Raw genomic sequence first — 24,747 nt, forward strand, 5'->3', positions numbered from 1 at the left:
GTCTAGTGATGATGGCAAAGAGGTCACACCCGTTCCCATACCGAACACGGAAGTTAAGCTCTTTAGCGCCGATGGTAGTTGGGGGCTTCCCCCTGTGAGAGTAGGACGTCGCTAGGCGCAAAAAGTCGCTGCTGATAAACTCAGTAGTGGCTTTTTTTTGTCTTCATTCAGCAAATCTTTTCTGTGCGAAAGCTAAGCGACAGCAACAAATGTTTTTTAGCGAAAGCAATAGGGGAACTTATTTTAAAGAATAGCAAAGAGTAAATAGTAATATATATAAAAGACATTTCAACCGAGTAATGATCGATGAAATGTCTTTTTTTATTATATTTTATACAGTTGCTGCTCGTAGGTCTATACGACGAATCTTGCCAGACGTTGTTTTTGGTAGTTCATCAATAAAGACAATACTACGAGGATATTTATAAGGTGCTGTTAATGCTTTAACGTGCTCCTGTAGCTCTTTTGTTAACTCGTCTTCATCTCGATCTCTGAAGCTTTCTCGCAAGATGACGAAGGCTTTAACTATATTTCCTCTAATTTCATCTGGTGCTGCAACAACAGCACATTCTTGTACAGCTTCATGTTTATTTAAAGCATCCTCTACCTCAAATGGACCAATTGTATAGCCTGATGAAATAATAATGTCATCTCCTCGACCTTCAAACCAGAAGTAACCGTCTTCATCACATTTTGCTTGGTCACCAGTAATATACCAATCGCCACGGAAGGCAGCTTGTGTACGTTCAGGCTCGCGGTAGTACTCTTTAAATAGAGCAGGAGATGTTTTGTGTACAGCAATATCTCCGACTTCTCCAATCGGTACCTCGTTGCCTTCATGATCTATAATACGCACAATATTGCCCGGGGTAGGAACACCCATTGATCCCGGACGTAACTCGATATTTTCAAGTGTGCCGATTAATAAAGTATTTTCCGTTTGGCCATAGCCATCACGCACTTTAAGACCAAAGTTGTTCTTAAATGTTTCGATGACAGGTCGATTTAAAGGTTCACCAGCAGAAACAGCACTACGTAGGGAAGATAGATTATAGTCTTTTAAATTATCAATCTTCGCCATAATTCGATATTCAGTTGGCGTACAGCATAATACATTGACCTTCTCATCTTGAATCAGTTGAAGGTATGTTTTTGCATCAAATCCTCCGTGATAGACAAATGCAGTTGCACCCAACATAATAGTAGATAAGAATGGGCTCCAAATCCATTTTTGCCACCCTGGAGCTGCTGTAGCCCATACTAAATCACCTTCGCGTACACAAAGCCATTTAGAAGCGGCTGTTCTAATATGTGCATATCCCCAACCGTGCGAATGAACAGCTCCTTTTGGTTTGCCAGTCGTGCCAGATGTATAAGAAAGAAATGCCATATCATCTCGTTTTGTGGCAGCTGCTGTAAATGTATCTGGCTGTGTACTAGCCAATTCATCTAAAGATGTCCAATCGCCTGTAGCAGTACCAATGATCAATTTATTATTTAAAGCCTCTACTGAAGAAGTAATACGATCAACTTCACTAGTGAACGCTTCATAGGCAATTACGGCTCTTGCAGAAGAGTGCTCCATACGATATTCTAAATCACTTGCACGTAACATTTCTGAACATGAAATAGGAACAATACCAGCCTTTAGACAGCCAAGGAAGACAAAGTAAGCCTCAGGCAGACGTGGAATAATAACTAATACGCGATCTCCTTTTTGAAGCCCCTTCTTCGTAAAGGCATGCGCGTATTGATTCATTTTTTGTACAAGCTCAACATAGGAAATTGTTCGGCGCTCTTGTTGAGTATTTAGCCATCGTATTGCTTGACGATTACTATCTTGAGAAAATTTCTCCAATTCCTCTGTAATATTATAAAATTCTGGTGCAATTAAATCATTTGTTACCATGTGAACATTCCTCCCCCAAATAAATCTAATAGAAAATTCATAAAACTATTTCTATTTTAACAATTACAATAATATACAGCAAGAATATTTTGTACATAAGACAGAAATATTAGATTAAATAGAGAACTATTATCGTATTAGTTGATGTCTAGGAAAACTTCGACAAAAAATATAAAAAATTTCATGAAAAGTATTGCATAATTTATAATGGTTGCTATAATAATAAATGTACTTGAGAGGTTTTAAAAACCAAATTGAATACTATTGTTCCGAAGTAGCTCAGTTGGTAGTAGCACCTGACTGTTAATCAGGTTGTCGCAGGTTCGAGTCCTGCCTTCGGAGCCATTTTTTTGCCCATTTTTAAGTTGAAGTTATACATATAAAAAGTTACAAAAAAGTGTTGCAATAATAAGCAAATAGTGTTACAATAAGTCTTGTCTTGTTTGAGACGTTAATAGATGGCCCCTTGGTCAAGTGGTTAAGACACCGCCCTTTCACGGCGGTAACACGGGTTCGAATCCCGTAGGGGTCACCATTTTAAAAACTTTGTAGTAATGCAAAGGCTTAAAAAGAATATAAACTGTTAAGAAATACACACCTGTTTCTATGGAGGATTAGCTCAGCTGGGAGAGCATCTGCCTTACAAGCAGAGGGTCGGCGGTTCGAGCCCGTCATCCTCCACCATAATGTGTTATTTCGGAGGGGTAGCGAAGTGGCTAAACGCGGCGGACTGTAAATCCGCTCCTTAGGGTTCGGCGGTTCGAATCCGTCCCCCTCCACCAGTTTTTATAAATGATTGGGGTATAGCCAAGCGGTAAGGCAACGGATTTTGATTCCGTCATGCCTAGGTTCGAATCCTAGTACCCCAGCCATTTTTCTTTTATGAGCCATTAGCTCAGTTGGTAGAGCATCTGACTTTTAATCAGAGGGTCGAAGGTTCGAGTCCTTCATGGCTCACTTTTTTATAAAATAATACATATTCAAAAGTGTTACATTAACTACAGATACTAATCTCTTGCTGAAAACAGCAGGAGATTTTTTTATGTCTTTTTTCTGGCTCTTCACCGAAATATGTGCTTGACTGCACATTCTGCTCCGCTTTGCTCGGAATGCGACAAGGGGACTCGCGTTCCGCAGCTTCATATACCTTCATACCATTTAAATTGTATAAATATGCAGAAAGTTGTTAGGTTGAGCCAAGGTGGATATAGGCTTTACAATAGTCTTACAACTTAAAGGGGGTATGAAAAAATGAATAAACTAAATATTTCTATTATTGGTGTGCCAACTGATTATGGACAAACACGTAGAGGAGTCGATATGGGGCCAAGTGCTATCCGCTATGCAGGTGTAGTAGAACGCTTGGGAGCAATTGGTCATGAAGTACATGATCAAGGGGATATACGTGTTAGTCAGAAACAAGAGGGCACTATTGTCGATAAACAACTACTGAATTTAGAGGAAGTAATTGATGTAAGTACATCATTAGCAAATAATGTAAATAAAGCGGTGGAACAGAAGAAGTTTCCACTTGTATTTGGTGGTGATCATAGTATTGCTATTGGAACGCTTGCAGGGCTTGGGGAGCATTACAAAAACTTAGGCGTTATTTGGTTTGATGCGCATGCTGACTTAAATACACCTGAAACGACACCGTCTGGTAATATACATGGGATGCCGTTAGCTGTTAGCATTGGACTAGGTCATGAACGCTTAGTGCAAATTCGTAATTATGCACCGAAAATTAAACCTGAAAACGTCATTATTATTGGGGCACGTTCTGTAGATCCAGGTGAGCGTGAATTGATTCGTCAGCAAGGAATCAAGGTGTACTCAATGCACGAGGTAGATCGTCTTGGTATGACGCGTGTAATGGAAGATGCTCTTTCCTATTTAAGAGAGCGCAATGTAGATGGTCTGCATTTATCACTCGATCTAGATGGGTTAGATCCACTGTATACTCCAGGGGTGGGGACACCTGTACCTGGTGGTATTACGTATCGAGAAAGTCATTTAGCGATGGAAATGATTCAGGAGTCAGGTATGCTAACATCTGCAGAATTTGTTGAGGTTAATCCAATTTTAGATGAAAAGAATAGAACAGCAGATGTTGCCGTTGCATTAATGGGTTCTTTATTTGGTGAAACACTAGTTTAAAGAAATTTAACAAAAATTTGCCTATTGCCACAATGTATAAAAATTTTTTGATATAATTAATAATAAAATGAAACTTTTCTTATAAATGGGTCGTATAGTATAAGACAGTTGTAAAGGTGGAGAAATCAACACAATGGATGCGTTAGTAAACAAGAAAATAAAACAAGTGCTTAAAGGCGATCAAAACGCATTTGCCGATATTGTGAGTCTCTATCAGCACAAACTGTACCAAGTATGCTATAGGATGTTATCGAACAAGCAAGAATCTGAGGATATTGCACAGGAAGCGTTTGTTCGTGCCTATATGAACTTGCATACTTTTGATCAGAAAAGAAAATTTTCGACGTGGCTTTATCGCATAGCGACAAACCTCTGCATAGACCGTATTCGGAAGAAAAAGCCGGATTACTATTTAGATGCGGAAGTAGCTGGTACAGAGGGGCTTGATATGTATTCGCAAATCGCAGCAGATGACCAGCTACCAGAGGAACAGGTAGAGCAAATGGAGCTACAAGATCGAATTCAATATGAGATTGGATGTTTGCCGGATAAATATCGTTCGGTTATAGTATTGAAATATATTGAAGAATTATCTTTGCAGGAAATTAGTGAGATTTTAGATATGCCTCTTGGAACGGTGAAAACGAGAATTCACCGCGGACGTGAAGCATTACGTAAGCAATTAAACAATCTGTAGGAGGGGAAGCGTCATGAATACTTGTCCAGAGCATATAATAGACTATATGCATGATTATTTAGATGGTGACATTAGTCGTGAGCATGAGCAAGAGTTAAAACAACATTTGCACACATGCAGTGATTGTAAACAATTGATGCAGGAATTGAGTGAAACAATCGCCTTTGTGAAGAGTGCTTCCCATATTACAGCACCTCCGCATTTTGAAGCAGCCGTGATGGCTCGTTTACCGAAACCCAAAAGTCGTGTAGGCATGCAAAAATGGATTCGCCGGCATCCGTTCTTTGTGGCAGCAGCAGTTTTTTGTTTATTCATGAGTGCAACTTTACTTGGTACTTTCATGGATGACCAGCATTTCTCCGTGACTAAACAACCAAACCTAGTTGTTGAAGGACAGACGGTTATTGTGCCGGAGGGGGAAGTTGTCAAAGGCGACATTGTTGTTAAAAATGGTGATTTAATTGTTGAAGGTGAAGTGGATGGCAATGTTACAGTTATTAACGGACAATATATGGCATCTTCAGCAGTTGTTTCAGGTAAAATAGAGGAAATTGATGAAGCATTCGAATGGCTCTGGTATACGATCAAAAATTCAGTAAAGGATGCCATGACATTCGAAGAGAAACAAGCAACTAAATAACACTCTATACGTCCTAAAAGATAGTGCACGTGAGAGGCTGAAAGGTCTACTCTTTTGAGTAGACTTTTTATTTGAAAAAAGTTACATTTGTTAAGAATGTGCTATACTTAAATGTGTATGGATTCGCAATGAAAAGTGGGGGATGCCACATGCAAATTATCGAACAATTCGCTGATTTAACACCCGTGAATATTGTTATTAACTTCATAGATGTACTGCTTGTTTGGTACGTTGTTTACAAAATTTTAACCCTCATTAAAGGTACGAAGGCTGTCCAATTATTAAAAGGAATTTTCGTAATTATTATTGCGCGTATCGCTACTGATTATTTAGGGTTACAAACATTAGGTTGGATGCTAAAGCAAGTTATCGAGTTCGGTTTCTTGGCGATTATTATCATATTCCAACCTGAGATAAGACGTGGTCTTGAACAAATTGGTCGAGGAAAGCTATTCCAACGTTCAACTAGTCAAGAGGAGGAAGAGCAAACGAGACTTATTGAGGCCATGAAGAAATCTGTTAGTTATATGGCCAAACGTCGTATTGGGGCGTTAATTTCTATTGAGAAAGAAACTGGTCTAAATGAATATATCGAAACAGGTATAAGTCTAGATGCTGATATCTCATCTGAGTTACTGATCAACATCTTTATACCTAATACACCACTTCATGATGGAGCGGTTATTATGCAGAAAGATAAAGTAGCGGCAGCAGCTTGTTATTTACCGCTTTCTGAAAGCCCGTTTATCTCCAAAGAGCTTGGGACACGCCACCGTGCTGCACTTGGCTTAAGTGAAGTGACAGATGCTATTACTATTGTCGTATCAGAGGAAACTGGCGCCATTAGTATTTCACTGAATGGTAATCTACATCGAAATCTTTCTCTAGAGGAATTCGAAGAACTGTTACGTAAAATGTGGTTCGGAGCAGTGCAAGAATCAAATGCATCCTCTAAGTTGACTTGGAGGGGGAAAAAGAATGGATAAAATGATGGATAGCCCTCGGGTGTTAAGAATCATCGCATTATTTCTAGCTATTTTGCTATTTTTCTCCGTACGTACTGAATCGTCTTCTTCAAATAAAACAATAATAAATGAGCAAACAGCGGTAATTCGCGATGTACCAGTAGATGTTTTTTATGATGATCAGAACCTCATTGTTACAGGCATACCAAAGACCGTGGATGTTACGATAAAAGGTCCGTTGCCACTTGTTATACAAGCACAGACAGCGAAGGATTTCTCCGTATTCGCAGATTTAAGTAAATTACTAATTGGTGAACATAACGTAGAGCTGAAGTACGAGAATATTTCTGATAAGTTGCAAGTTACATTAGACCCAGCGACTGTAAAGGTAAATATTGAGGAAAAGGTCACGCAGGAATTTCGTGTTGACCCTGAGATGAATCAACGTTTAATTGAAGAAGGCTATATATTAAAGGGCATGACTGCTAATCCAGCTACGGTGTATGTTACAGGTGCCAAAAGTATTATTAAAAATATTAGCTCTGTAAAAGCTACTGTAACGGGTGAGCAAGGCCTGAAAGAACCGTTCTCACAGGAAGCGACAGTTAAAGTACTAGATCGTGATTTAAATAAGTTAGATGTGAAGATTGAACCAGAAACGGTGAAGGTACAAGTAGATATTGGAGCATACAGTAGAGAGTTGCCTGTTGTGCTTAAGGAAGTAGGGAAAGCGGCGGATGGTATTACCGTCAATAAATTAACATTTAGTCCTACAACGGTGAAAGTGTATGGTAGAAAATCTATCCTAGATGCTTTAACGGCAATACCAATAGAGGTGGATCTATCAAAAATTACAGAATCAAAAACTTATGAATTTGATGTGAAATTACCAAAAGGTGTGACAAAAGTATCTGATCCGAAAATTAAAGTGAAAGCAGATATTTCGCAGGTAGAGCAGGAAAAAACAACAACGACTACAACAACGACTACAACACCTGCTCCTACACCAACACCGGATACTAAGCCTGACACTAAGCCAGATACTAAACCTGATACTAAACCTAAGCCTAATCCGGCGCCTCCATCAGAGGAATCTAGCACTCCTTCTGAGGATCACACGCCTACTGAGAAAACAGAAGATATTGATTCTTAAACAATAACTGACTATAATTTTATTTTGATTCAGTAGAGATTTCGTTCTCTTTCGGTAAGGGTATTCATTTTCGGTTTTGAAACACTAACGAAAACAAAGTACTCAGGCTAAAATCAAAATACCCTATGCTAAATTAATCTGTGCTGATTAGAAAGTGTAACTCATTACAAGCCGGATAAAATTTGCATAGGGGCATAATTAATAGTTACCAGTAAATGAACGAAAATAGACTTTTCCAAAAGTAAGCAGATGAGCGGTCTAGTTAGTTGTCAGTGTAGACAAGCATGACCTCCGTCTTGCATTGAAGGAGAGAATAATCAAAATGGGTAAATATTTTGGAACAGATGGCGTCCGTGGCGTCGCGAATAGTGAATTAACACCGGAGTTTGCATTTAAACTTGGCCGCGTAGGTGGCTATGTTTTAACGAAGGATGCAACTGACCGTCCAAAGGTTTTAATCGGTCGTGACACACGTATTTCAGGTGAAATGCTTGAAGGTGCACTTGTAGCTGGTCTTTTATCAATCGGCGTAGAGGTGATGCGTCTTGGTGTTATTTCTACACCAGGTGTGGCTTACCTTACTCGAATTATGAGCGCAGATGCAGGCGTCATGATTTCAGCTTCACATAACCCAGTTGCTGACAATGGTATTAAATTTTTCGGTCCTGATGGCTTTAAGCTAACAGATGCGCAAGAAGCTGAAATCGAAGCGATACTAGATGCACAAGAGGATACATTGCCACGTCCAATCGGGGCTGATTTAGGCTCTGTAAGCGACTACTTCGAGGGTGGACAAAAATATATTCAATACTTAAAACAAACAGTGGATGAAGAATTTGATGGTATCCATGTAGCATTAGATTGTGCGCATGGTGCTACGTCTTCACTAGCTACACATCTATTTGCAGATTTAGAAGCTGATATTTCAACGATGGGTGCCTCACCAACAGGTTTAAATATTAATGACGGTGTTGGTTCAACACATCCAGAGGGCTTAGCTAAATTTGTTACAGAAAAGGGTGCTCATGTTGGCTTAGCATTCGATGGCGATGGTGACCGTTTAATCGCAGTAGATGAAAAAGGTACTATTGTTGATGGTGACCAAATTATGTTCATCATTGGGAAGCATTTGAATACAGTTGGTCGTTTGAAAAAGCAAACAATCGTGTCGACAGTTATGAGTAATATGGGCTTCTACAAAGCTGTTGAAGATAATGATATGCATAGTGTACAAACAGCTGTAGGTGATCGTTATGTCGTAGAAGAAATGCGTGCTAATGATTATAATTTAGGTGGCGAGCAATCAGGTCATATTGTTTTCCTAGACTTTAATACAACTGGTGATGGCTTATTAACAGGTATTCAGCTTGTCAACATTATGAAAGCTACAGGCAAAAAGCTGTCAGAGCTTGCATCTGAAATGAAAATTTTCCCACAACGTTTAGTCAACGTACGTGTAACAGACAAGCATGCCGTGACGGAGAATGAAAAGGTTGCTGCAGTGATTGCTGAGGTAGAAGCAGAGATGGCTGGTAACGGTCGCGTTCTAGTGCGTCCTTCTGGTACAGAGCCACTTGTACGAGTAATGGTGGAAGCGGCTACAGAGGCAGACTGCGAGCGTTACGTAGAGCGTATTGCAGATGTTGTCCGTGCTGAAATGGGTTTAACAGAATAAACAGTTTATCTTCATTCCGTTGGTGATAAACGCCTACTGAATGAAGATAAAGCCTCCGGACACATTGTTTGTCTGTAGCGACAGCAACAAATGTTTTCTGTGCGAAAGCGTAGTGCAAACGTAGCGACAGCAACAACAAATGTTTTCTGTGCGAAAGCGAAGCGACAGCAACAATTACGCCAAGGCGATATTGATTAACTCGATTTCCTTTAATAGGAAGTCGGGTTTTTTATTAGGCACAAGAAAGTGATGGATAGAAAAGCGAAAGTTGTGGATAGAACTATCGAAATGATGGATAGAAAAGCAAAAGTGACGGATAGAACGCCTTTGTGCTTCAAGTATTGAAAGCTCGCCGACGAAATGAATGTTTTTGAAGAGAATGGGAACATTAGTATAGAGTCACATTAACAAGGAGTTGTATTGTAATGGCTAAAATTGCTACAGTGATTACTAATATGTTTGAGGACGCTGAATTTACGAGTCCAAAGGGAGCGTTAGAAGCGGCAGGTCATGAACTAATTACGATTGATACGACAGCTGGCATTGAGGTAGAGGGTAAACATGGAGAGAAGGTGAAAATTGATAAAGCTATCGATGAGGTAACGGCTTCTGAATTCGATGCCTTGTTCATCCCAGGTGGTTTTTCTCCGGATATATTACGCGTTGATGATCGTATTGTGGCATTTGTAAAGGAATTTATGGATGATATGAAACCGACCTTTGCTATTTGTCATGGACCTCAACTCCTCATTACAGCAAAAACATTAAATGGTCGAGACACAACGGGCTACAAATCGATTCGAGTAGATTTAGAAAATGCGGGTGCGATATTCCATGACGAGGAAGTATTTGTTTGCCAAAAACAATTAGTAACGAGTCGTACACCGGAGGATCTGCCGGCATTTAATCGAGAAATCGTAAAATTATTGGAAAGTAAAGAAGATTAATCATAAAAGGCACAAGCGAATTTACCTGTGCCTTTAAGTACTAAATTTTATTACAACAACCCTACTTCTTTTTAACGCTATAATGGCATTGGTAGTTTGCCCAAGTCCAATAACAGTGTCAATCCAACCCTCTATAAAAAAATGCTTCATAGCCACCACCTGTTAGAAAGCCAATTAATCCCCCGATACTTAATCCTAAAAACAGGAATCCACCAATCGCCTCAAAATCTGCGGGATTACGAGTTTCGTAATACTGCTGAAAGCATCATTTAAATCCTCAGATTCCTCAAAGTTACTGGCGAATTTTCTTTCCTTCTAAGAGAAAAAGATTGCTAGAGCGCAGAGACTTAGCATCATATTTTTAATAGGAATTTCCAATTGTTGTTTTATAGCAGATGTTTGTCTACATTTTGTCACTAAAAAGGAGGATAAGTAGGTGTTTTTTATAACGAAAATTTGACGTATAGCATATGATTGAGTATGATAGTGAAGTTGAAGATGAGGTCCGACCTTATCATTTAACGAGCGCATAAGGAGGGAAGGAAGAAAGCGCAAAAGCGGAAAACAATTATAGCGCCTGAGCTGAAGAAATTGGACGAAAGTATCTTCAGCAGACGAGGTGGAGGTTTATCGAAAATTCGGCGGATGCCTCCCGATCGACATACCCGATTGTCACTTTTCATTTTGAAAGCATTTGAGTGATTGAATGTACAGAAAATGGAGAAGGTATAGTTAAAGCAATAGATAAATAGAGAAACCTCTCGTATCGAACGATAACTATTCAGACGGCTGAATGTTGATAATGTGCATGTATTTGTATGCTTATTTTATTAAAAAATTAAGCATGGCTTTTACATTCATAAAAAAATTCGATAGGTAGAGGTCAAATTTGTCATTGCGTCAAATTGACAATATCGGAGGATAAGAAATTTATGTGTGGAATTGTAGGATATATTGGTGAATCAGATGCAAAGGAAATTTTATTAAAAGGTTTAGAGAAACTAGAATACCGTGGCTATGACTCAGCGGGTATTGCAGTACGCAATGAAGAAGGTGTAACAGTCTTCAAAGAAAAAGGACGTATTGCAGATTTACGTGAAGCTGTAGACGAAGACGTTGCTGCTAAAATTGGTATTGGTCATACACGTTGGGCAACTCATGGTGTGCCAAACCGTTTAAATGCGCACCCTCATCAAAGTACATCAGGACGTTTTACGCTAGTGCATAATGGTGTTATTGAAAACTATCATTTATTACAAAAAACTTATTTAAAAGGCATTCCGATGAAATCTGATACAGATACAGAGGTTATCGTGCAATTAGTAGAGCTATTTGTGAAAGAAGGTCTAAGCACAGCTGAGGCGTTCCGCAAAACTTTATCTTTATTACACGGCTCTTACGCATTAGCTCTTTTAGATGCAGAAGAGGCTGACACAATTTTCGTTGCGAAAAACAAATCACCACTTTTAGTAGGTGTTGGTGACGGCTTCAATGTTGTAGCTTCAGATGCGATGGCGATGCTACAAGTAACAGATCAATATGTGGAATTACACGATAAAGAGGTCGTAATCGTACACAAAGCTAAAGTTGAAATTACGAAAATAGACGGTACAGTAGTAGAGCGTGCACCATATACAGCAGAGCTTGATATGAGCGATATTGAAAAAGGTACTTACCCTCACTATATGCTTAAAGAAATGGATGAACAGCCAACAGTTATTCGTAAAATTATTCAAGCATACGAAGGCGAAAATGGCGAATTAACAATCGACGCTAATATTTTAGAAGCGTTACAAGCAGCAGACCGCCTATACATTATTGCAGCCGGCACAAGCTATCATGCAGGCTTAATCGGTAAGGAATATTTTGAAAAAATGGCCGGTATCCCAGTAGAAGTTCATATTTCAAGTGAATTCGGCTACAATATGCCGTTACTATCAGAAAAACCATTGTTCATCTTTATTACACAATCAGGTGAAACAGCAGATAGCCGTCAAGTACTTGTAAAAATTAAAGAGCTTGGCTACCCAACGTTAACAGTGACAAATGTACCTGGCTCTACACTATCACGTGAAGCGGATCATACGCTTTTATTACATGCAGGTCCAGAAATTGCAGTAGCTTCAACAAAAGCGTATGTAGCACAGGTAGCTGTACTTGCTCTAGCAGCATATGTAACTGCGAAAGCTAATGGCAAAGGCTTAGAATTCGATTTAAAACAAGAGCTTGCGATTGCGGCAAACGGTATTCAAACAATTATCGATTCAAAAGATGTATTAGAGGATATCGCAGAGGACTACTTAAAAATCGCACGCAACGCATTCTTCATCGGCCGTAACATAGACTTCTATGTAAGCCTTGAAGGTGCTTTAAAGCTAAAAGAAATCTCTTACATCCAAGCAGAAGGTTTTGCAGGGGGCGAATTAAAACACGGTACGATTGCCTTAATCGAAGAAGGTACACCAGTGTTTGCTCTTGTAACACAAGCAGCAGTAGGATTAAACATCCGTGGTAACGTCAAAGAGGTAGCTGCACGTGGAGCATATCCATGCATTATCGCGATGGCTGGCGTAGACGAAGACGGTGACCGTTTAGTAATCCCTCATGTACATGAATTACTAACACCACTTGTATCTGTAGTGCCATTACAATTAATCAGCTATTACGCAGCACTACACCGCCGCTGTGATGTGGATAAACCACGTAACTTGGCTAAATCAGTGACTGTTGAGTAAGTGATGAGAATGTATAAAAATGTGAGTTATAACTAATACTGTCACAATTTATAATTATATTTGTCATAAATATATAAGAAGATGTGACATCCAAAAATAAACCTTGATACAGTGTAGTCGTAGCTGTATCAGGGTTTTTGTTTTTCTTAAAATGTTTTTTAATTATTAAATAAATAACATATACAGTTGAATATAGCAGCAAAAATTATAATTAATGTTGTCACTTTATCATTTTAAATATAATTGTTGAGTTACAAAAAAATACATTACGATAAAGTTCTATCTTGATATTATATAGAACAAATAAAGTAAGAAATGTACAAAAAATATGAAAACATAAAATACGCTAATACACTTATGTAATTTGATAAATTAAACTGAATAAATAAAATTGCCTTTTTCGACTTTATTAATTGGATGAGTAAAACCAAAACTACTATGAAGCAATTAAATAAGCTAAAAATCTAAACGCTTATTTAGTATGCCCATCTTAGTTTTGGTTTTTTATCTATAAAAATAAGGATAGATTTAAAATACAAACAATATAATTTTTTATAATTATACTCAAAATTCACCACTTAAAAGAGATATTATTTTCTTATCGTGATATAGATAATTAAATTTCAAAAAATTATCGTATTTAGAACAAAACCAATTTATTTAACTGAATTTTCAGATTTTGTAAATTGATTTTCGGGAAAAATTCCTTTATCGCCGTTGGAAGAAACAATAGTCATTGCAGATGAGTTAGGTATAAAAAACACTAAAGATCACAAAGTTAAACTATTTTACAAAATTATACTAAAAATGTAATTGACATTACAATATATCTGGCTTAATATAATAATTACATAATTACCAATGTTAATACATTTTATTTTAAAATTGGTAATTATGTAATTTTACATAAGGAGTGTTGGATATGAAAATTACTAAATGGATTATGGCTGGTGCTCTTACACTAAGTTTAGGCACAATAGCTACTGCAAATGCTGCTGCAACTGAAGAAGAAGCAACTATTTATGGTGGCTGGAGTGAAGATACGGGTTATTTCAGTAACTTCCCACAAAATGATGGTATGTCTTTATTTGCAAGTGATGATGGTGCTGACCATAATGCAACTAAAGAGCGAAAAAATTCAGGTTCAACAGTTATGGAGCGTACTCATGCAAAAACAGTATGGACTGGAACCCATTACACTAGAGCTCGTTACGAAGCTGGCAAAAAAGTTGAGGCAGATAGTGATCGTCAATGGAATATAGGTGATACATCGAAAGCAACTAGCGGCTGGCATACTGGAGATCTTAATTGGGTTGCTAAAAGTTATTACGGAAGGTAATATTTAGGGGGGAAGGGGTAGTCGGTTGATTATCCCTTTCTTTCATTAAGTATGTATATGAAAAATAATTCATTATCACGTAAATTTATCTTTCTTACTTTTATATCATTTAGTAGCATCGCGTCCTTGCTTTATATTATGAACTCTCTCAACTATGTAAATATGATTAACAATGGATATGTCCATAAAAATGCGGTAGATTTCATTATCAGTACAGAAGAATCTTCTTTGGATATTGAATTAGAAAAACCCTATTTGTTGATGCAACATAATTCTGAAAACCCCATGCTAAGGTATGTTTTTATTAATAAATCGGTTAAATTACCGCCTATAAAATATCAAAAAGAAAATATTTCAGAGGAATATGTTATAAAAGGAAGTCTTTCCCCAGTAGATGATCTTTCGGAAAACATGAAAAGACGTATTATTGGAGAATTTGATACTCCAAAATCTTATATATTAAATAGTCATATCTGGTATATATCAGAGTCTTTAAATATTAACTTAGAAAATGGAAAGAGGTTTACTCTTAACGTAGAAGATAGGGAAGCGATTAAATTAATACCAGAAATCTTCCCGGATGTTAACTATAAAATAATTGATGCTGAAGAAAGTGGGACCTACATACTAAAATCGAATATTTTGGTAGAAGCATTCTTAATTATTACTATAATTCTTGTAATATTAGTTCATACTGCTACACTCTTTTATTCCATTAAAAATAAAAAATCATTTGTTCAGATTTTATATCTATCAGGAGGGAAATCCCACGTAATATTTAGAAAAATTTTCAAGAAAGAATTTATTGTAGTATTAATCGTTATAGTACTTGAATCTTTATTACTGATAATGATTAACAACTTCTACTCACTTTGGGGTAACAAGTGGTTGTACTTATCAATTTCTTACATGCTAATATTCTTTATAGTATATTTTTTAGCGTGTTTACTATTAACAAAGGCCTTGATTAAAAAAGGAGTAAGATCATTTTGAACTCAGCCAGATTTAAAATTAAAAATAAAAAAGTGTTTAAACTATTTACAATGTTACTCTCATTTATATTTTCCCTAGTTCTATTTGTTATGTTGATCAATATAAATATTTCAAAAATAGAAATTAACTCAGCGAAGAAATTCAACAATCAAAACATGTATCAAATTACGGACATGCTTATTAATGAGCGGGAAATTGAATTTTTTAAAGAGGTTCAAAATTATGATGTCCTCAATGAATTCAAGAATCATATATTAGAGAATAATAAAGTTGATGTTTATAGTACTGTATGGCAACCAATAGGCTTAAAAGAATATCCCAATGATGAAAAGTTCGCAGCTTATTATGAAAGTGAATTAAGTGATGCACTCTTTGATTTAGATGGTAACTCATATCGTGCAAGCAAAGCTATACAAGTTAATAAATCGGTATTTGATTATAATGTCTTTGAATTTGCAGAAGGAAAGAGATTTGATGATAGTTCTTATCTTTATACACCTGGGAATAACTCAATACCTATAATTCTAGGATCTGACTATAATAAATACTATGAATTGAATGACAAACTTGAACTGTATTATTATGGAGAGCATTTCGTAGGTGAAGTCATTGGCTTTGCTAAGGAAAATACCTCTATTTTCACAAAACAAGAACCACAACAATTAATAAATCGTTTTATCATCTTGCCTTCTTTATCTTTCTCTGAAAATCCTTCAGAACTGTTACGAAAAAAAGAAGTGGGTGAAACTTTTGTAAAGGCTCTTCTATTGAGTCAAACCAATAGTAACTTAGTTACCCAATTAAACCCACTTGAAGTAAAGAAAGAAATAGCTGAGATAGAAAAAGTCACAGGTTTTAGTGACTATCAAATTATTGGAGCAAATTCTTTATCAGTTAATCTTTTACACACAATGATTGACTCAAATCAGACAATTATCTATACAATTTCAGGTGTTGTATTTGTTTTAATTCTGATCGCTTTATATTTCTTAGTTAAGAGTACGATCAAAAGAGAATTTGATACCTATTTAGTTTACATTATCAATGGTATTACTAATAATAAAATTAAACAAACTATTCAAGTAGAATTTTTAACCCACACTGGGATTGGTATAGCCTTGGCGTTGTTGTTAACCGTTATATTGTTAGAAAATACTTCGATTTTATCTATCTTAGTATTCGCAGGATTAATTGTATGGCTATTATTGGGTGTTGTTGCTAATGTTTTAGTAAGCAAATTATTAGCAACAACTAATGTAATTGAAAAGTTAAAGGGTGATTAAAATAGGCTTGATTTCATTAAATAGTATAATAAAAATGTATAATGAAAAAAAAATATTAAATAATATTAATTTAGAAATTGAGGATAATCAATTCATCTCGATAAAGGGGCCAAGTGGCGTAGGTAAGAGTACGCTCCTAAACATACTGGCTGGTCTTGAAAAATCTGATAGCGGTAAATATATCTTTTGTAATACCCCAATGCATGAACTAAACTCGGACAAACTTTCTGAGATAAGGGGAAGTCAAATGGGATACATTTCACAATACAATCCAATGATTCGTAAATGTACAGTACGAGAAAATATATTGGTACCATTATTTTTGGAAAAATATGATGAAAAACAAATTAATTCCTATATCGATGAGCTTAGCATGTATTTAAAAATCGAACACTTACTTGATAAGAAAATCGAAAAGTTATCCGGGGGAGAAAGACAAAGAGTAGGTATTATCAGAGCATTAATTAAAAAACCTAAATTGTTAATAGCGGATGAGCCTACAGGTTCATTAGATGAAGATACTACAATTTTAGTGTTTAACCTGTTTAAGAGACTATGCGAGAATCAAATGACTATCATAATGGCTACACATAGTCATCTAAGTTCTCAATATGCTGATAAAGAGTTCATATTGGATTCTAAAGGACTCACCTATAATTTTTAAAAGAATAGAAGTTACACGATGGAATGAGGGCAACTGTAAAGGAATGGTTCATTTCAGGTGCCCTTTTATTTCTTATATCTTAACTATAAACAATCTCTTACAGTCTGATTGCTGCAAGAGATTGTTTTTTATTATTCAAAAAAGGCCAATACGTTTCTAAAATAAAGATGGGGAAAATAGTATATTTTGTATAAAGTGGTATATAATTAAAGTGTCTATTTTTAGATTTATAAAAGGAGGAGTAACAGTGTATTTAGAAAGTATAAGTCTTTATAATTTTCGAAAGTATAAAGTTAAAGAAGATAATTCTGCAGGTATTACAGTATATTTTAATCCAAATTTTAATATACTAGTGGGGGAAAATGATGCAGGGAAAACAGCAATAATAGATGGGATTAGGTATTTATTAGGTAGTGTAAGTGATGAATTTGAAAGAATTAACCAAGAAGATTTTTATAGTCCATCTAAGGATGAATATGTAAACGATTTTTGTATAGAGGGAGTCTTTGGAGGGTTAACAGATAAAGAGGCAGGTTCCTTCTTAGAATGGTTATCATTTGATGAAAAGAAAAACTATAAACTAAGAGTAGCTTTAAGGGTAGAAAAAAGAATAAATGAAAATGGTACTGAGTATATTGAAAAGAAATTATTGGGCGGAGATGAAATTTTCGAGAGTAGGCTAGACAGTAAAGCAAAAGAGTTTTTAAAAACTACATATTTAAAACCGCTTCGTGACGCAAGTGCTGAATTAAAACCGGGCTTTAAATCTAGATTGGCAAATATTCTTAAAGCTCACCCTACTTTCAAAGGTAAAAAAGAAGTAGACCACCAGTTAGTAAAGGTTATGCAAGAAGCAAATAAACAAGTTGAAAATTATTTCGAAACTGATTATGTAACTGGTCATTCACTATTAACAGATATTGAGACATTATTAAAAGATTTTTATGACAATGCTGAACAAAGTAAATCGAAGGCGAAATTCGCTGTTACAAAAACAGATCTTACATCGATACTTAGGAAATTAAGTCTCAATACAGAAGATATTAATCTAGGCTTAGGAAATCAAAACTTACTTTTCATAGCTACAGAATTATTATTAATGAATAATTATCTTTCAGAAAAAGAAATTATTGGGCCTCAGATAACATTAATTGAAGAAATAGAGGCACATTTGCATACACAAGCACAAATAAGATTAATTAAATTCTTGGAAAAGGAATTAGAAGAGAAGCAGAATATTAGTCAATTTATTTTAACTTCTCATAGTCCTAATTTAATAGCATCAATAGATCCTAAAAATATAATTTTATTACATAGTAATTATGCGTATCCTATGGGAGAAGAGTTTACAAAATTGGAATCTATGGATTATAAATTCTTAGAAAGATTTTTAGACTCTACAAAAAGTAATCTATTCTTTGCCAAAGGGATTATCTTGGTAGAAGGAGAATCTGAAATGTTATTATTACCTGCTTTGGCAGATGTAATAGGATTCCCTATGTATAAAAACGGGGTTTCTTTAGTAAATGTCAGAGGTACTTCCTTTGAAAGATATATAAAGCTATTTTCTAGAACATCTCTTTGGACAAAGGAATTGGGATTTCCTTCTTTAAATATGCCTGTATCTATTATCACAGATGTAGATGTTATTCCTCATATATATTATGAAGAAGAAGGAGTATCAAAGGTTATATTTCGAATTGATAATGAATCGGAGTTAGACAAAATATTATCACATATAGAAGAAGAAAAAGAGAAGTTGAAAATGGACTATTTTGGAGAAGATTATTCTACCTTAAGAAAATTAGCAAAAGACTTTAAATTTAAAGTTTTAAAAGCAAATGAAGATGAATTAACCGCTATTATAGGGAAAGAAATTACATTTGATTATATAGAGCAACTGAATATAAAGAAGCAATCAAATTTATTGGAAAGGTACCGTAAAGACTATGATTGTAATCTTACTGTAAACATTGCTCCAAAATGGACCTTAGAATATAGTTTATCATTAAGCGTTTTAGCAAGACTTTTATATGAGAGTATTTATGAAATCCAAGGGCAAGATGTAGATTTAGAATTTGAAGAAACTCTTGCGGAAATTGAAGGTACTACGTTAAATAAAGAAAAAGCAGCTTATAAAATTTTCAAACCCTTAAACGATAAGAATGTGTCTAAAGCTGAAGTAGCACAGTTGTTAGCAACTAAGATAACTGATTTGAGCCAAAAAGAAAAAAGTATTTTAAGAGAAGCAATTCTAAAAGATCCACATTTAGAATATCTAGTCAGTGCAATCAAACATGCTTCAAAGACTTATCAAGAGGAGATAGAATAATGAATGAGCAAGTCTATCTTGATTTTCTAGAAGAAAAAATATTAAAAGGATTTAAATTTTCCCCTCAACAAAAAAGTGCACTTTTAAATAATAATTCAATAAATATTGTAGCAGGGCCTGGTGCTGGTAAAACAACGGTATTAACTGCAAAGTGTGCTCTAATGTTAAAACGTAATGAGTATAACAATAAAGGAATTTGTTTAATTACACATACAAATGTTGCAGTGGATGAAATTAAAATGAGATTGGAGCAATTAGGTTTTAATCAAATTGGCTATCCTAACTTTATTGGAACTATTCAAGATTTTATAAATAGCTTTTTTTCAAAAAAAGCTATTTATACAGTAATAGGAAAAAAGAATCTAAGAATTCTCGATGAGGATGAATATAAAGAAAAGTTTAATGAAAATTTCGAATGGTTAAAGCCGACAAACTATAGTTATACCCCTCCTAACGTATTTTCTAATAATGTAAAAACTACAATACATGAAGATCTAACATTTACTATAAGTAGTGAGCCTAATAATTACTATAAATGGGCTCTAAATGAATCAGTGAAAAGGTTGTTTGTAAATGGATATTTAACACATACACAATGTTTAGAATTATCAGAATGGTACTTTAAAAAATATAAAAATGAATTAAGATTATCAATTGCCAATAGGTTTGATTTTGTTTTACTAGACGAAGCTCAAGATACTAATAAGATCCAATATGAATTATTAAATGGCTTATTTTACAATAATAAAAATCTTGTTTTTCAAAGATATGGTGATCCATATCAAGCTTTATATAATATATATGATAATAATGAGGATGTCTGGGAACCAACAAAGGAATTAGCTGCGATACCCAAAATTGATATTTCAGATACATCTAGATTTGGAACGGAGATAGCTAAAATTGTAAAGAATGTGTGTATAGAAAAATATGACAGCTTTAATTCGTTGAATCTCGTGGATTCTTTTAAACCACATTTTTTTGTTTATGATAATGAGGAAGATTTGCAAGAAAGCTATAAAAAATTGATTTTACATTTAGAAAGTAAATCTGTAGATTTTAAAAAATCATTAAAAAAGGACGCTATAGTTTCCTTGACACACCCGGACTTAACGACATTGTTTAAAAGTTATTCTAGACCATTAGGGAATATTAAGAAGAATTTCCATAATATAAAAATTTCTTATATTTGGTTGCTAAAATTATTTTCTAAAGAACTAGATATATCTACTAACATGGTTAAAGAGCTATTAGATTTAAATATTGAATGTAAAGAGTTAATTAGCCAAATAGTTAGAGATATACTACTAGAAGATAAAAGTTTTGGGAACTTAGAAGGTAAGATATATAAAGCTTTGAACTTATTACTTAAAGACATAGGAGATAGTAAAAATGAAGAAGCTCCAACTGTTATGGAAGAATTGTTAGTAACAGAAGAATTGGTGGTAACAGAAGAATTAGTAATAACTGAGGAATTAGTAATAACTGAGGAATTAGTAGTAACAGAAGAAGTAGCAGTTACAGAAAATACGGTTGTTATAGTTGATTTAAAGAAAAGAATCGAATCTTTTCGTTTAGAAATTAGATTATTAGAGAAAGAAAGATTAAAAGCAGAACCTATAGATATTAAAGAATTTTATATAGGAACAATACATTCTGTAAAAGGAGAGACGCATCGTTCCACATTAATGGTGTTGAATTCTATATTAACAGACTTTAAGAGAAAAAATAGAAAAGAGTTTAAAATATTGCATTTGTTGAAGGACTATTTAAAAGGAAATTATATAGATCCAGAGACGATTATAGATGTAGAACAAAAAAAAGAGACAAAGAAAGCATTAAAGCTTGCTTATGTGGCTCTCAGTCGACCAACACATTTATGTGCGATAGCTATACCAAGGGACTTGGCAGACCAAGAGTTGTTTGATGATTTAAAGAGTTTCGGTTGGGAAGAATTTAAGTTGAAACAGACAAAGTAGTTGGAAAAATTAAAGTAATTTTTGTAAAAAGAGTTGTCGTTAAAAACATCAACTCTTTTTTACTTTTATTTTTTTATTCTCTAAGTGATTTCTCATTGTTTAAATGAATTTAATTCGGACTTGCTAGAAAAAATATAGAAAAAGCGCACTTTCTTCATATGTTAGTGGTTTGAAAATTAAAGCACGAGTCAAAATGGGAATTTACATCCAATTTTACTTGTGTTTTTTATTTTTATTTTAAAAAAATTAGGAGAAACACTCGGGGCAAGTATGTCTAGGCTTAATTTGAACTAAAGTAAAGATGAAATTACGTTTTTTATTTTAAATATTTAAAAAATTCATAAAAATATATTACAATATGTGTAACGATATTATTATCCATATTTTGTTTAAATGTTTTTTAGGTAGAGCATATTCTTGGTATAAGTATTTTGGAGGTCCAATGTCAAAGAAAAATATACAAAATGAACACTGGGAAGAAAATGAGTTTGAGTATTTTCCAAAAAGGAGAGTTAGCAATAAATTAAGTTGGAAAATACACCATATTGCCGGTTCTTTTTACAGCAATAAAATGGAAAGGACAATTGAGTATGAATCGATGGGAGAATGTTTATTTTATTTTTTCTTAGAACTGGCGAGAGAAGTAGAGCGATATTATGTACAACCATTAGAAATTGAAATTCCTTATCTTTCAAAAGATGGGGATAGAAAAAACTGGGTACATATTCCGGATGTATTGGTATTTGGTAATGGATTTAAACCAACGATATTTCAAATCAAAGAGATTCCACAGGAAAGTAAAAAACATGATTTTATAAATAAAATATGTCAAGAATACTCAGCTAAAAGGCAGTGGGAATACAAAGTTATTTATCCAAAGAAACTACCACAAAAGATTTTGTATAATATTAAATTTTTACAAGGAGCTATCCGTAAACGAAAGGGGTTTGATGAATGGATACCTGAAATAATTTATCGAGTAGAACATATGGAGGATGTAACAATAGACGAACTTGCTTCTAGTTTCTATCCTAAAGTGAACCCCCTACTAGTAATGCCAGCTATCTATCATCTTATTGCCACAGGAATTTTACAAATCAATATTACAAAGGAAATCGACCAGTATAGTGAAGTTAAGTTAAAAAAGCTAAACGAACAGCTATTACCATATCTGAATTTGGATGGTGAGTTATTTGAATATTAGTGAATTAAAATTAAATGGGGAAGTAACTTATTATGGTATGACATATATAATTTTGGCAATTGACCCACCTATCATTACTTTAAAAAGGAAAAATACTAGTGGAGATGCAATATCCATTAATTATTTTGAGTTAATAACAAACCCATCTTTTCATGCAGAAAGATCAGTCCAAAGATTTATTGAAAAAGACAATAATGTTTATTTTTCAGTTTTAGATTCTTTAGATGAAAAGAAAAGAGAAGAAGTATCAAAACGGTTGAAAATTATTAGACCTTTGTTATTACTAGAAAAATTAAAACAAAATCATTTTCCATCTTTTGTAGAGTTTCTTGAGAAATATAAAGACTTATTAAATGAAAATGATGATCCAGAGAAAATAAAACAAGAATTATTAATAGAGAGTTTAGCAATAAAATATTCTCTTTCAGACAGAACAATAAAAAGATATTTATCAAATTATCGTAAAGTCGCTCATGAGAATCCTTCATTTGGTGAAGAAGGGTTAATATCTAATGCAGGAACAGGATATAAATACCGTAATGATAATAAAACCTTAATAATTAATCACCCTGAACATCCAGAGATGATACTAGATCAAATTCAAATTCGTTTGAGTGATGAATATATACCAATAATTAAAGAAGTAATTGAAAATGATTATTTGACACTTCAACGTAAAAGTAAAGCGAAAATTATTGATTTAATTAATATTAAATGTTCAATTAATGGGATCCCACCTATAAAAAAAGAGACCATGTATAAAATATTTGAAAGGATCTCGACTAAAGTAGTTGAAAGAATGAGGTTTGGAACAAAGTCAATAAATAAGTATGAAGAAGTAAATAGAGGTTTTGCTAATAATGAAGCACTTTATCCACTGCATTTAGTAGAAATTGATCATACCCGAATGGATATTGAGGTAATTGACGAAAAAAATGGTGTTATTAAAGGGAGACCGTGGATAACATTAGGAATTGATGTATATTCAAGAATGGTTTGGTGTATGTATATTTCGTTTGAGCCTCCTTCTGCAAATAGGGTTAGAAAGGCAATTCAACAAGGGGTCCTTTTTAAAAATACAAAAGAACAATATGGAACCTTTAATGATTGGGAGATTTTTGGTATTCCAAACACTATACAATTTGATAATGGTTCAGAATTTAATAATCTTGCCATTAAGCGTTTAGTTAATGAAACACTAAAGTCGAATATTAGGTTCCGCCCAATAGCAACGCCTAGATATGGAGGTACTATTGAGAGATTGATTGGTACAATAAATACACAGGTTTTACACAATTTACATGGTACGACCAAAAGTAATATTTTTCAAAAAGGTGAGTATGATTCATCAGAAAATGCTTTATTGAGTGTTGAAAATGTTAAGGAAATTTTAACTAAGTATATAACGGATATCTATCATTTTAAAAAGCACGAAGGGCTACCATTAGATTGTAATTCGCCAATGGCACGTTTTCTTGAGGGGCTAAAGAAGAGAGGATTACCTGAATTTATAGAACCAGAAGAAGAAGATTTATTTAAGGTATCGTTATTACCATCACTATATAAACCTTATACTAGGGATGGCGTCCGGATTGATAATCGAATTTATAGATCAAATTCATTATCTCACCTAATAGATAAAAGGGAGGTAAAGTATAGAGTGAAATATGACATTGATGATATTTCTTACATATATATAAAACCTCCAAATGATAATTATTATGTAAGGATTAATATTGTTTATCCTCCTTATGAATCTGTTCAAGGGATGAATGCTTATACTTATAAATTGTTGTTGAAGAATTTAAAGGACAAGGGAGAAATAAGAAGGAATAAAATTGCTACAGAAGAACAAATTCTTCAGGCAAAAGCAGCTCTTCATAAAGATATTGAAAAAATGTATAAGACAAATAGAAGAACGAGACAACAATTGGAACGAATGGAATGGGAAGTTGAGGTAACTAATTTAAATCAAAAAGAAAAGGTTAATAAGAACAATAAACTTACCTATGAACAACTTATGGCTAATGCAATTAAAATTTTCAATGAAAGTTCGGATAAAAATTAAGGAAGTG

17 protein-coding genes, 6 tRNA genes and 1 rRNA gene are annotated in these 24,747 nt (G+C 34.3%); 23 read left to right on the plus strand and 1 reads right to left on the minus strand.

Features of this window, described 5'->3' with window-relative positions:
• Position 1: 1 nt before the first annotated feature.
• Positions 2-117, plus strand: a 5S ribosomal RNA gene (rrf, locus tag QRN68_RS05725).
• Between the two features lie 214 nt (positions 118-331).
• Here the strand turns inward: rrf and mbcS are convergent.
• Positions 332-1,909 (minus strand): acyl-CoA synthetase MbcS, encoded by a 1,578-nt coding sequence (gene mbcS / locus QRN68_RS05730; RefSeq protein ID WP_285395791.1) that lies wholly within the window; start codon positions 1,907-1,909, stop codon positions 332-334.
• A gap of 268 nt (positions 1,910-2,177) precedes the next feature.
• On the opposite strand from mbcS, the gene QRN68_RS05735 reads away from it, so the two are divergent.
• The 22 genes from QRN68_RS05735 (at position 2,178) to QRN68_RS05840 (ending at position 24,740) form a co-directional block, all read left to right on the plus strand.
• Positions 2,178-2,254: transfer RNA gene (locus QRN68_RS05735), tRNA-Asn, on the plus strand.
• Positions 2,255-2,369: 115 nt separating this feature from the next.
• Positions 2,370-2,444, plus strand: a tRNA-Glu gene (locus tag QRN68_RS05740).
• Between the two features lie 73 nt (positions 2,445-2,517).
• Positions 2,518-2,593, plus strand: a tRNA-Val gene (locus QRN68_RS05745).
• Between the two features lie 14 nt (positions 2,594-2,607).
• A tRNA-Tyr gene (locus QRN68_RS05750) sits at positions 2,608-2,691 on the plus strand.
• A gap of 15 nt (positions 2,692-2,706) precedes the next feature.
• Positions 2,707-2,781: transfer RNA gene (locus QRN68_RS05755), tRNA-Gln, on the plus strand.
• A 12-nt stretch (positions 2,782-2,793) separates the two neighbouring features.
• Positions 2,794-2,866, plus strand: a tRNA-Lys gene (locus QRN68_RS05760).
• Positions 2,867-3,160: 294 nt separating this feature from the next.
• Positions 3,161-4,066, plus strand: a complete 906-nt coding sequence (rocF, locus tag QRN68_RS05765) for an arginase (protein WP_285395793.1) — start codon at positions 3,161-3,163, stop codon at positions 4,064-4,066.
• A 133-nt stretch (positions 4,067-4,199) separates the two neighbouring features.
• Positions 4,200-4,763, plus strand: coding sequence for an RNA polymerase sigma factor SigW (gene sigW, locus QRN68_RS05770; RefSeq protein ID WP_285395794.1), 564 nt, complete (start codon positions 4,200-4,202; stop codon positions 4,761-4,763).
• 13 nt (positions 4,764-4,776) lie between these two features.
• On the plus strand, positions 4,777-5,403 hold the full coding sequence (locus QRN68_RS05775) for an anti-sigma factor family protein (RefSeq protein ID WP_285395795.1): 627 nt from the start codon (positions 4,777-4,779) through the stop codon (positions 5,401-5,403).
• Positions 5,404-5,552: 149 nt separating this feature from the next.
• Positions 5,553-6,389 (plus strand): diadenylate cyclase CdaA, encoded by an 837-nt coding sequence (cdaA, locus tag QRN68_RS05780; protein WP_285395796.1) that lies wholly within the window; start codon positions 5,553-5,555, stop codon positions 6,387-6,389.
• Positions 6,382-7,521: a CdaR family protein gene (locus QRN68_RS05785; protein ID WP_285395797.1), complete on the plus strand. Its 1,140-nt coding sequence runs from the start codon at positions 6,382-6,384 to the stop codon at positions 7,519-7,521. The genes cdaA and QRN68_RS05785 overlap by 8 nt, the downstream gene beginning before the upstream one ends.
• Before the next feature lie 322 nt (positions 7,522-7,843).
• Complete coding sequence (gene glmM, locus QRN68_RS05790; protein ID WP_285395798.1) at positions 7,844-9,196, plus strand: phosphoglucosamine mutase; 1,353 nt, start codon at positions 7,844-7,846, stop codon at positions 9,194-9,196.
• A gap of 425 nt (positions 9,197-9,621) precedes the next feature.
• Positions 9,622-10,143: a type 1 glutamine amidotransferase domain-containing protein gene (locus tag QRN68_RS05795; protein WP_285395799.1), complete on the plus strand. Its 522-nt coding sequence runs from the start codon at positions 9,622-9,624 to the stop codon at positions 10,141-10,143.
• A gap of 932 nt (positions 10,144-11,075) precedes the next feature.
• A complete protein-coding gene (gene glmS, locus QRN68_RS05800; protein WP_285395800.1) occupies positions 11,076-12,878 on the plus strand; it encodes a glutamine--fructose-6-phosphate transaminase (isomerizing) in 1,803 nt (600 codons plus the stop codon).
• Positions 12,879-13,800: 922 nt separating this feature from the next.
• The gene (locus QRN68_RS05805; RefSeq protein ID WP_285395801.1) at positions 13,801-14,217 is read left to right on the plus strand and encodes a hypothetical protein; all 417 of its coding nucleotides are present in this window, start codon (positions 13,801-13,803) and stop codon (positions 14,215-14,217) included.
• Between the two features lie 228 nt (positions 14,218-14,445).
• Positions 14,446-15,210, plus strand: coding sequence for a hypothetical protein (locus QRN68_RS05810; RefSeq protein WP_285395802.1), 765 nt, complete (start codon positions 14,446-14,448; stop codon positions 15,208-15,210).
• Positions 15,207-16,493 (plus strand): hypothetical protein, encoded by a 1,287-nt coding sequence (locus tag QRN68_RS05815; RefSeq protein WP_285395803.1) that lies wholly within the window; start codon positions 15,207-15,209, stop codon positions 16,491-16,493. The genes QRN68_RS05810 and QRN68_RS05815 overlap by 4 nt, the downstream gene beginning before the upstream one ends.
• 7 nt (positions 16,494-16,500) lie before the next feature.
• On the plus strand, positions 16,501-17,157 hold the full coding sequence (locus QRN68_RS05820; RefSeq protein WP_285395804.1) for an ABC transporter ATP-binding protein: 657 nt from the start codon (positions 16,501-16,503) through the stop codon (positions 17,155-17,157).
• 247 nt (positions 17,158-17,404) lie between these two features.
• The gene (locus tag QRN68_RS05825; protein ID WP_285395805.1) at positions 17,405-19,489 is read left to right on the plus strand and encodes an ATP-dependent nuclease; all 2,085 of its coding nucleotides are present in this window, start codon (positions 17,405-17,407) and stop codon (positions 19,487-19,489) included.
• Positions 19,489-21,468 (plus strand): UvrD-helicase domain-containing protein, encoded by a 1,980-nt coding sequence (locus tag QRN68_RS05830; RefSeq protein ID WP_285395806.1) that lies wholly within the window; start codon positions 19,489-19,491, stop codon positions 21,466-21,468. Before QRN68_RS05825 ends, QRN68_RS05830 begins: the two co-directional genes overlap by 1 nt.
• A gap of 442 nt (positions 21,469-21,910) precedes the next feature.
• Positions 21,911-22,672 (plus strand): PDDEXK family nuclease, encoded by a 762-nt coding sequence (locus tag QRN68_RS05835; RefSeq protein WP_285395807.1) that lies wholly within the window; start codon positions 21,911-21,913, stop codon positions 22,670-22,672.
• Positions 22,662-24,740 (plus strand): Mu transposase C-terminal domain-containing protein, encoded by a 2,079-nt coding sequence (locus tag QRN68_RS05840; RefSeq protein WP_285395808.1) that lies wholly within the window; start codon positions 22,662-22,664, stop codon positions 24,738-24,740. Before QRN68_RS05835 ends, QRN68_RS05840 begins: the two co-directional genes overlap by 11 nt.
• The last annotated feature ends 7 nt before the right edge of the window (positions 24,741-24,747 follow it).

Source organism: Lysinibacillus sp. fls2-241-R2A-57, assembly GCF_030209535.1.
GTDB lineage: Bacteria > Bacillota > Bacilli > Bacillales_A > Planococcaceae > Lysinibacillus.

What these genes read in the sequence shown, in the direction of transcription:
- mbcS (WP_285395791.1), bottom strand. Translation starts at nt 1,909, where the DNA reads ATGGTAACAAATGATTTAATTGCACCAGAATTTTATAATATTACAGAG.
- rocF (WP_285395793.1), top strand. Translation starts at nt 3,161, where the DNA reads ATGAATAAACTAAATATTTCTATTATTGGTGTGCCAACTGATTATGGA.
- sigW (WP_285395794.1), top strand. Translation starts at nt 4,200, where the DNA reads ATGGATGCGTTAGTAAACAAGAAAATAAAACAAGTGCTTAAAGGCGAT.
- QRN68_RS05775 (WP_285395795.1), top strand. Translation starts at nt 4,777, where the DNA reads ATGAATACTTGTCCAGAGCATATAATAGACTATATGCATGATTATTTA.
- cdaA (WP_285395796.1), top strand. Translation starts at nt 5,553, where the DNA reads ATGCAAATTATCGAACAATTCGCTGATTTAACACCCGTGAATATTGTT.
- QRN68_RS05785 (WP_285395797.1), top strand. Translation starts at nt 6,382, where the DNA reads ATGGATAAAATGATGGATAGCCCTCGGGTGTTAAGAATCATCGCATTA.
- glmM (WP_285395798.1), top strand. Translation starts at nt 7,844, where the DNA reads ATGGGTAAATATTTTGGAACAGATGGCGTCCGTGGCGTCGCGAATAGT.
- QRN68_RS05795 (WP_285395799.1), top strand. Translation starts at nt 9,622, where the DNA reads ATGGCTAAAATTGCTACAGTGATTACTAATATGTTTGAGGACGCTGAA.
- glmS (WP_285395800.1), top strand. Translation starts at nt 11,076, where the DNA reads ATGTGTGGAATTGTAGGATATATTGGTGAATCAGATGCAAAGGAAATT.
- QRN68_RS05805 (WP_285395801.1), top strand. Translation starts at nt 13,801, where the DNA reads ATGAAAATTACTAAATGGATTATGGCTGGTGCTCTTACACTAAGTTTA.
- QRN68_RS05830 (WP_285395806.1), top strand. Translation starts at nt 19,489, where the DNA reads ATGAATGAGCAAGTCTATCTTGATTTTCTAGAAGAAAAAATATTAAAA.
- QRN68_RS05835 (WP_285395807.1), top strand. Translation starts at nt 21,911, where the DNA reads ATGTCAAAGAAAAATATACAAAATGAACACTGGGAAGAAAATGAGTTT.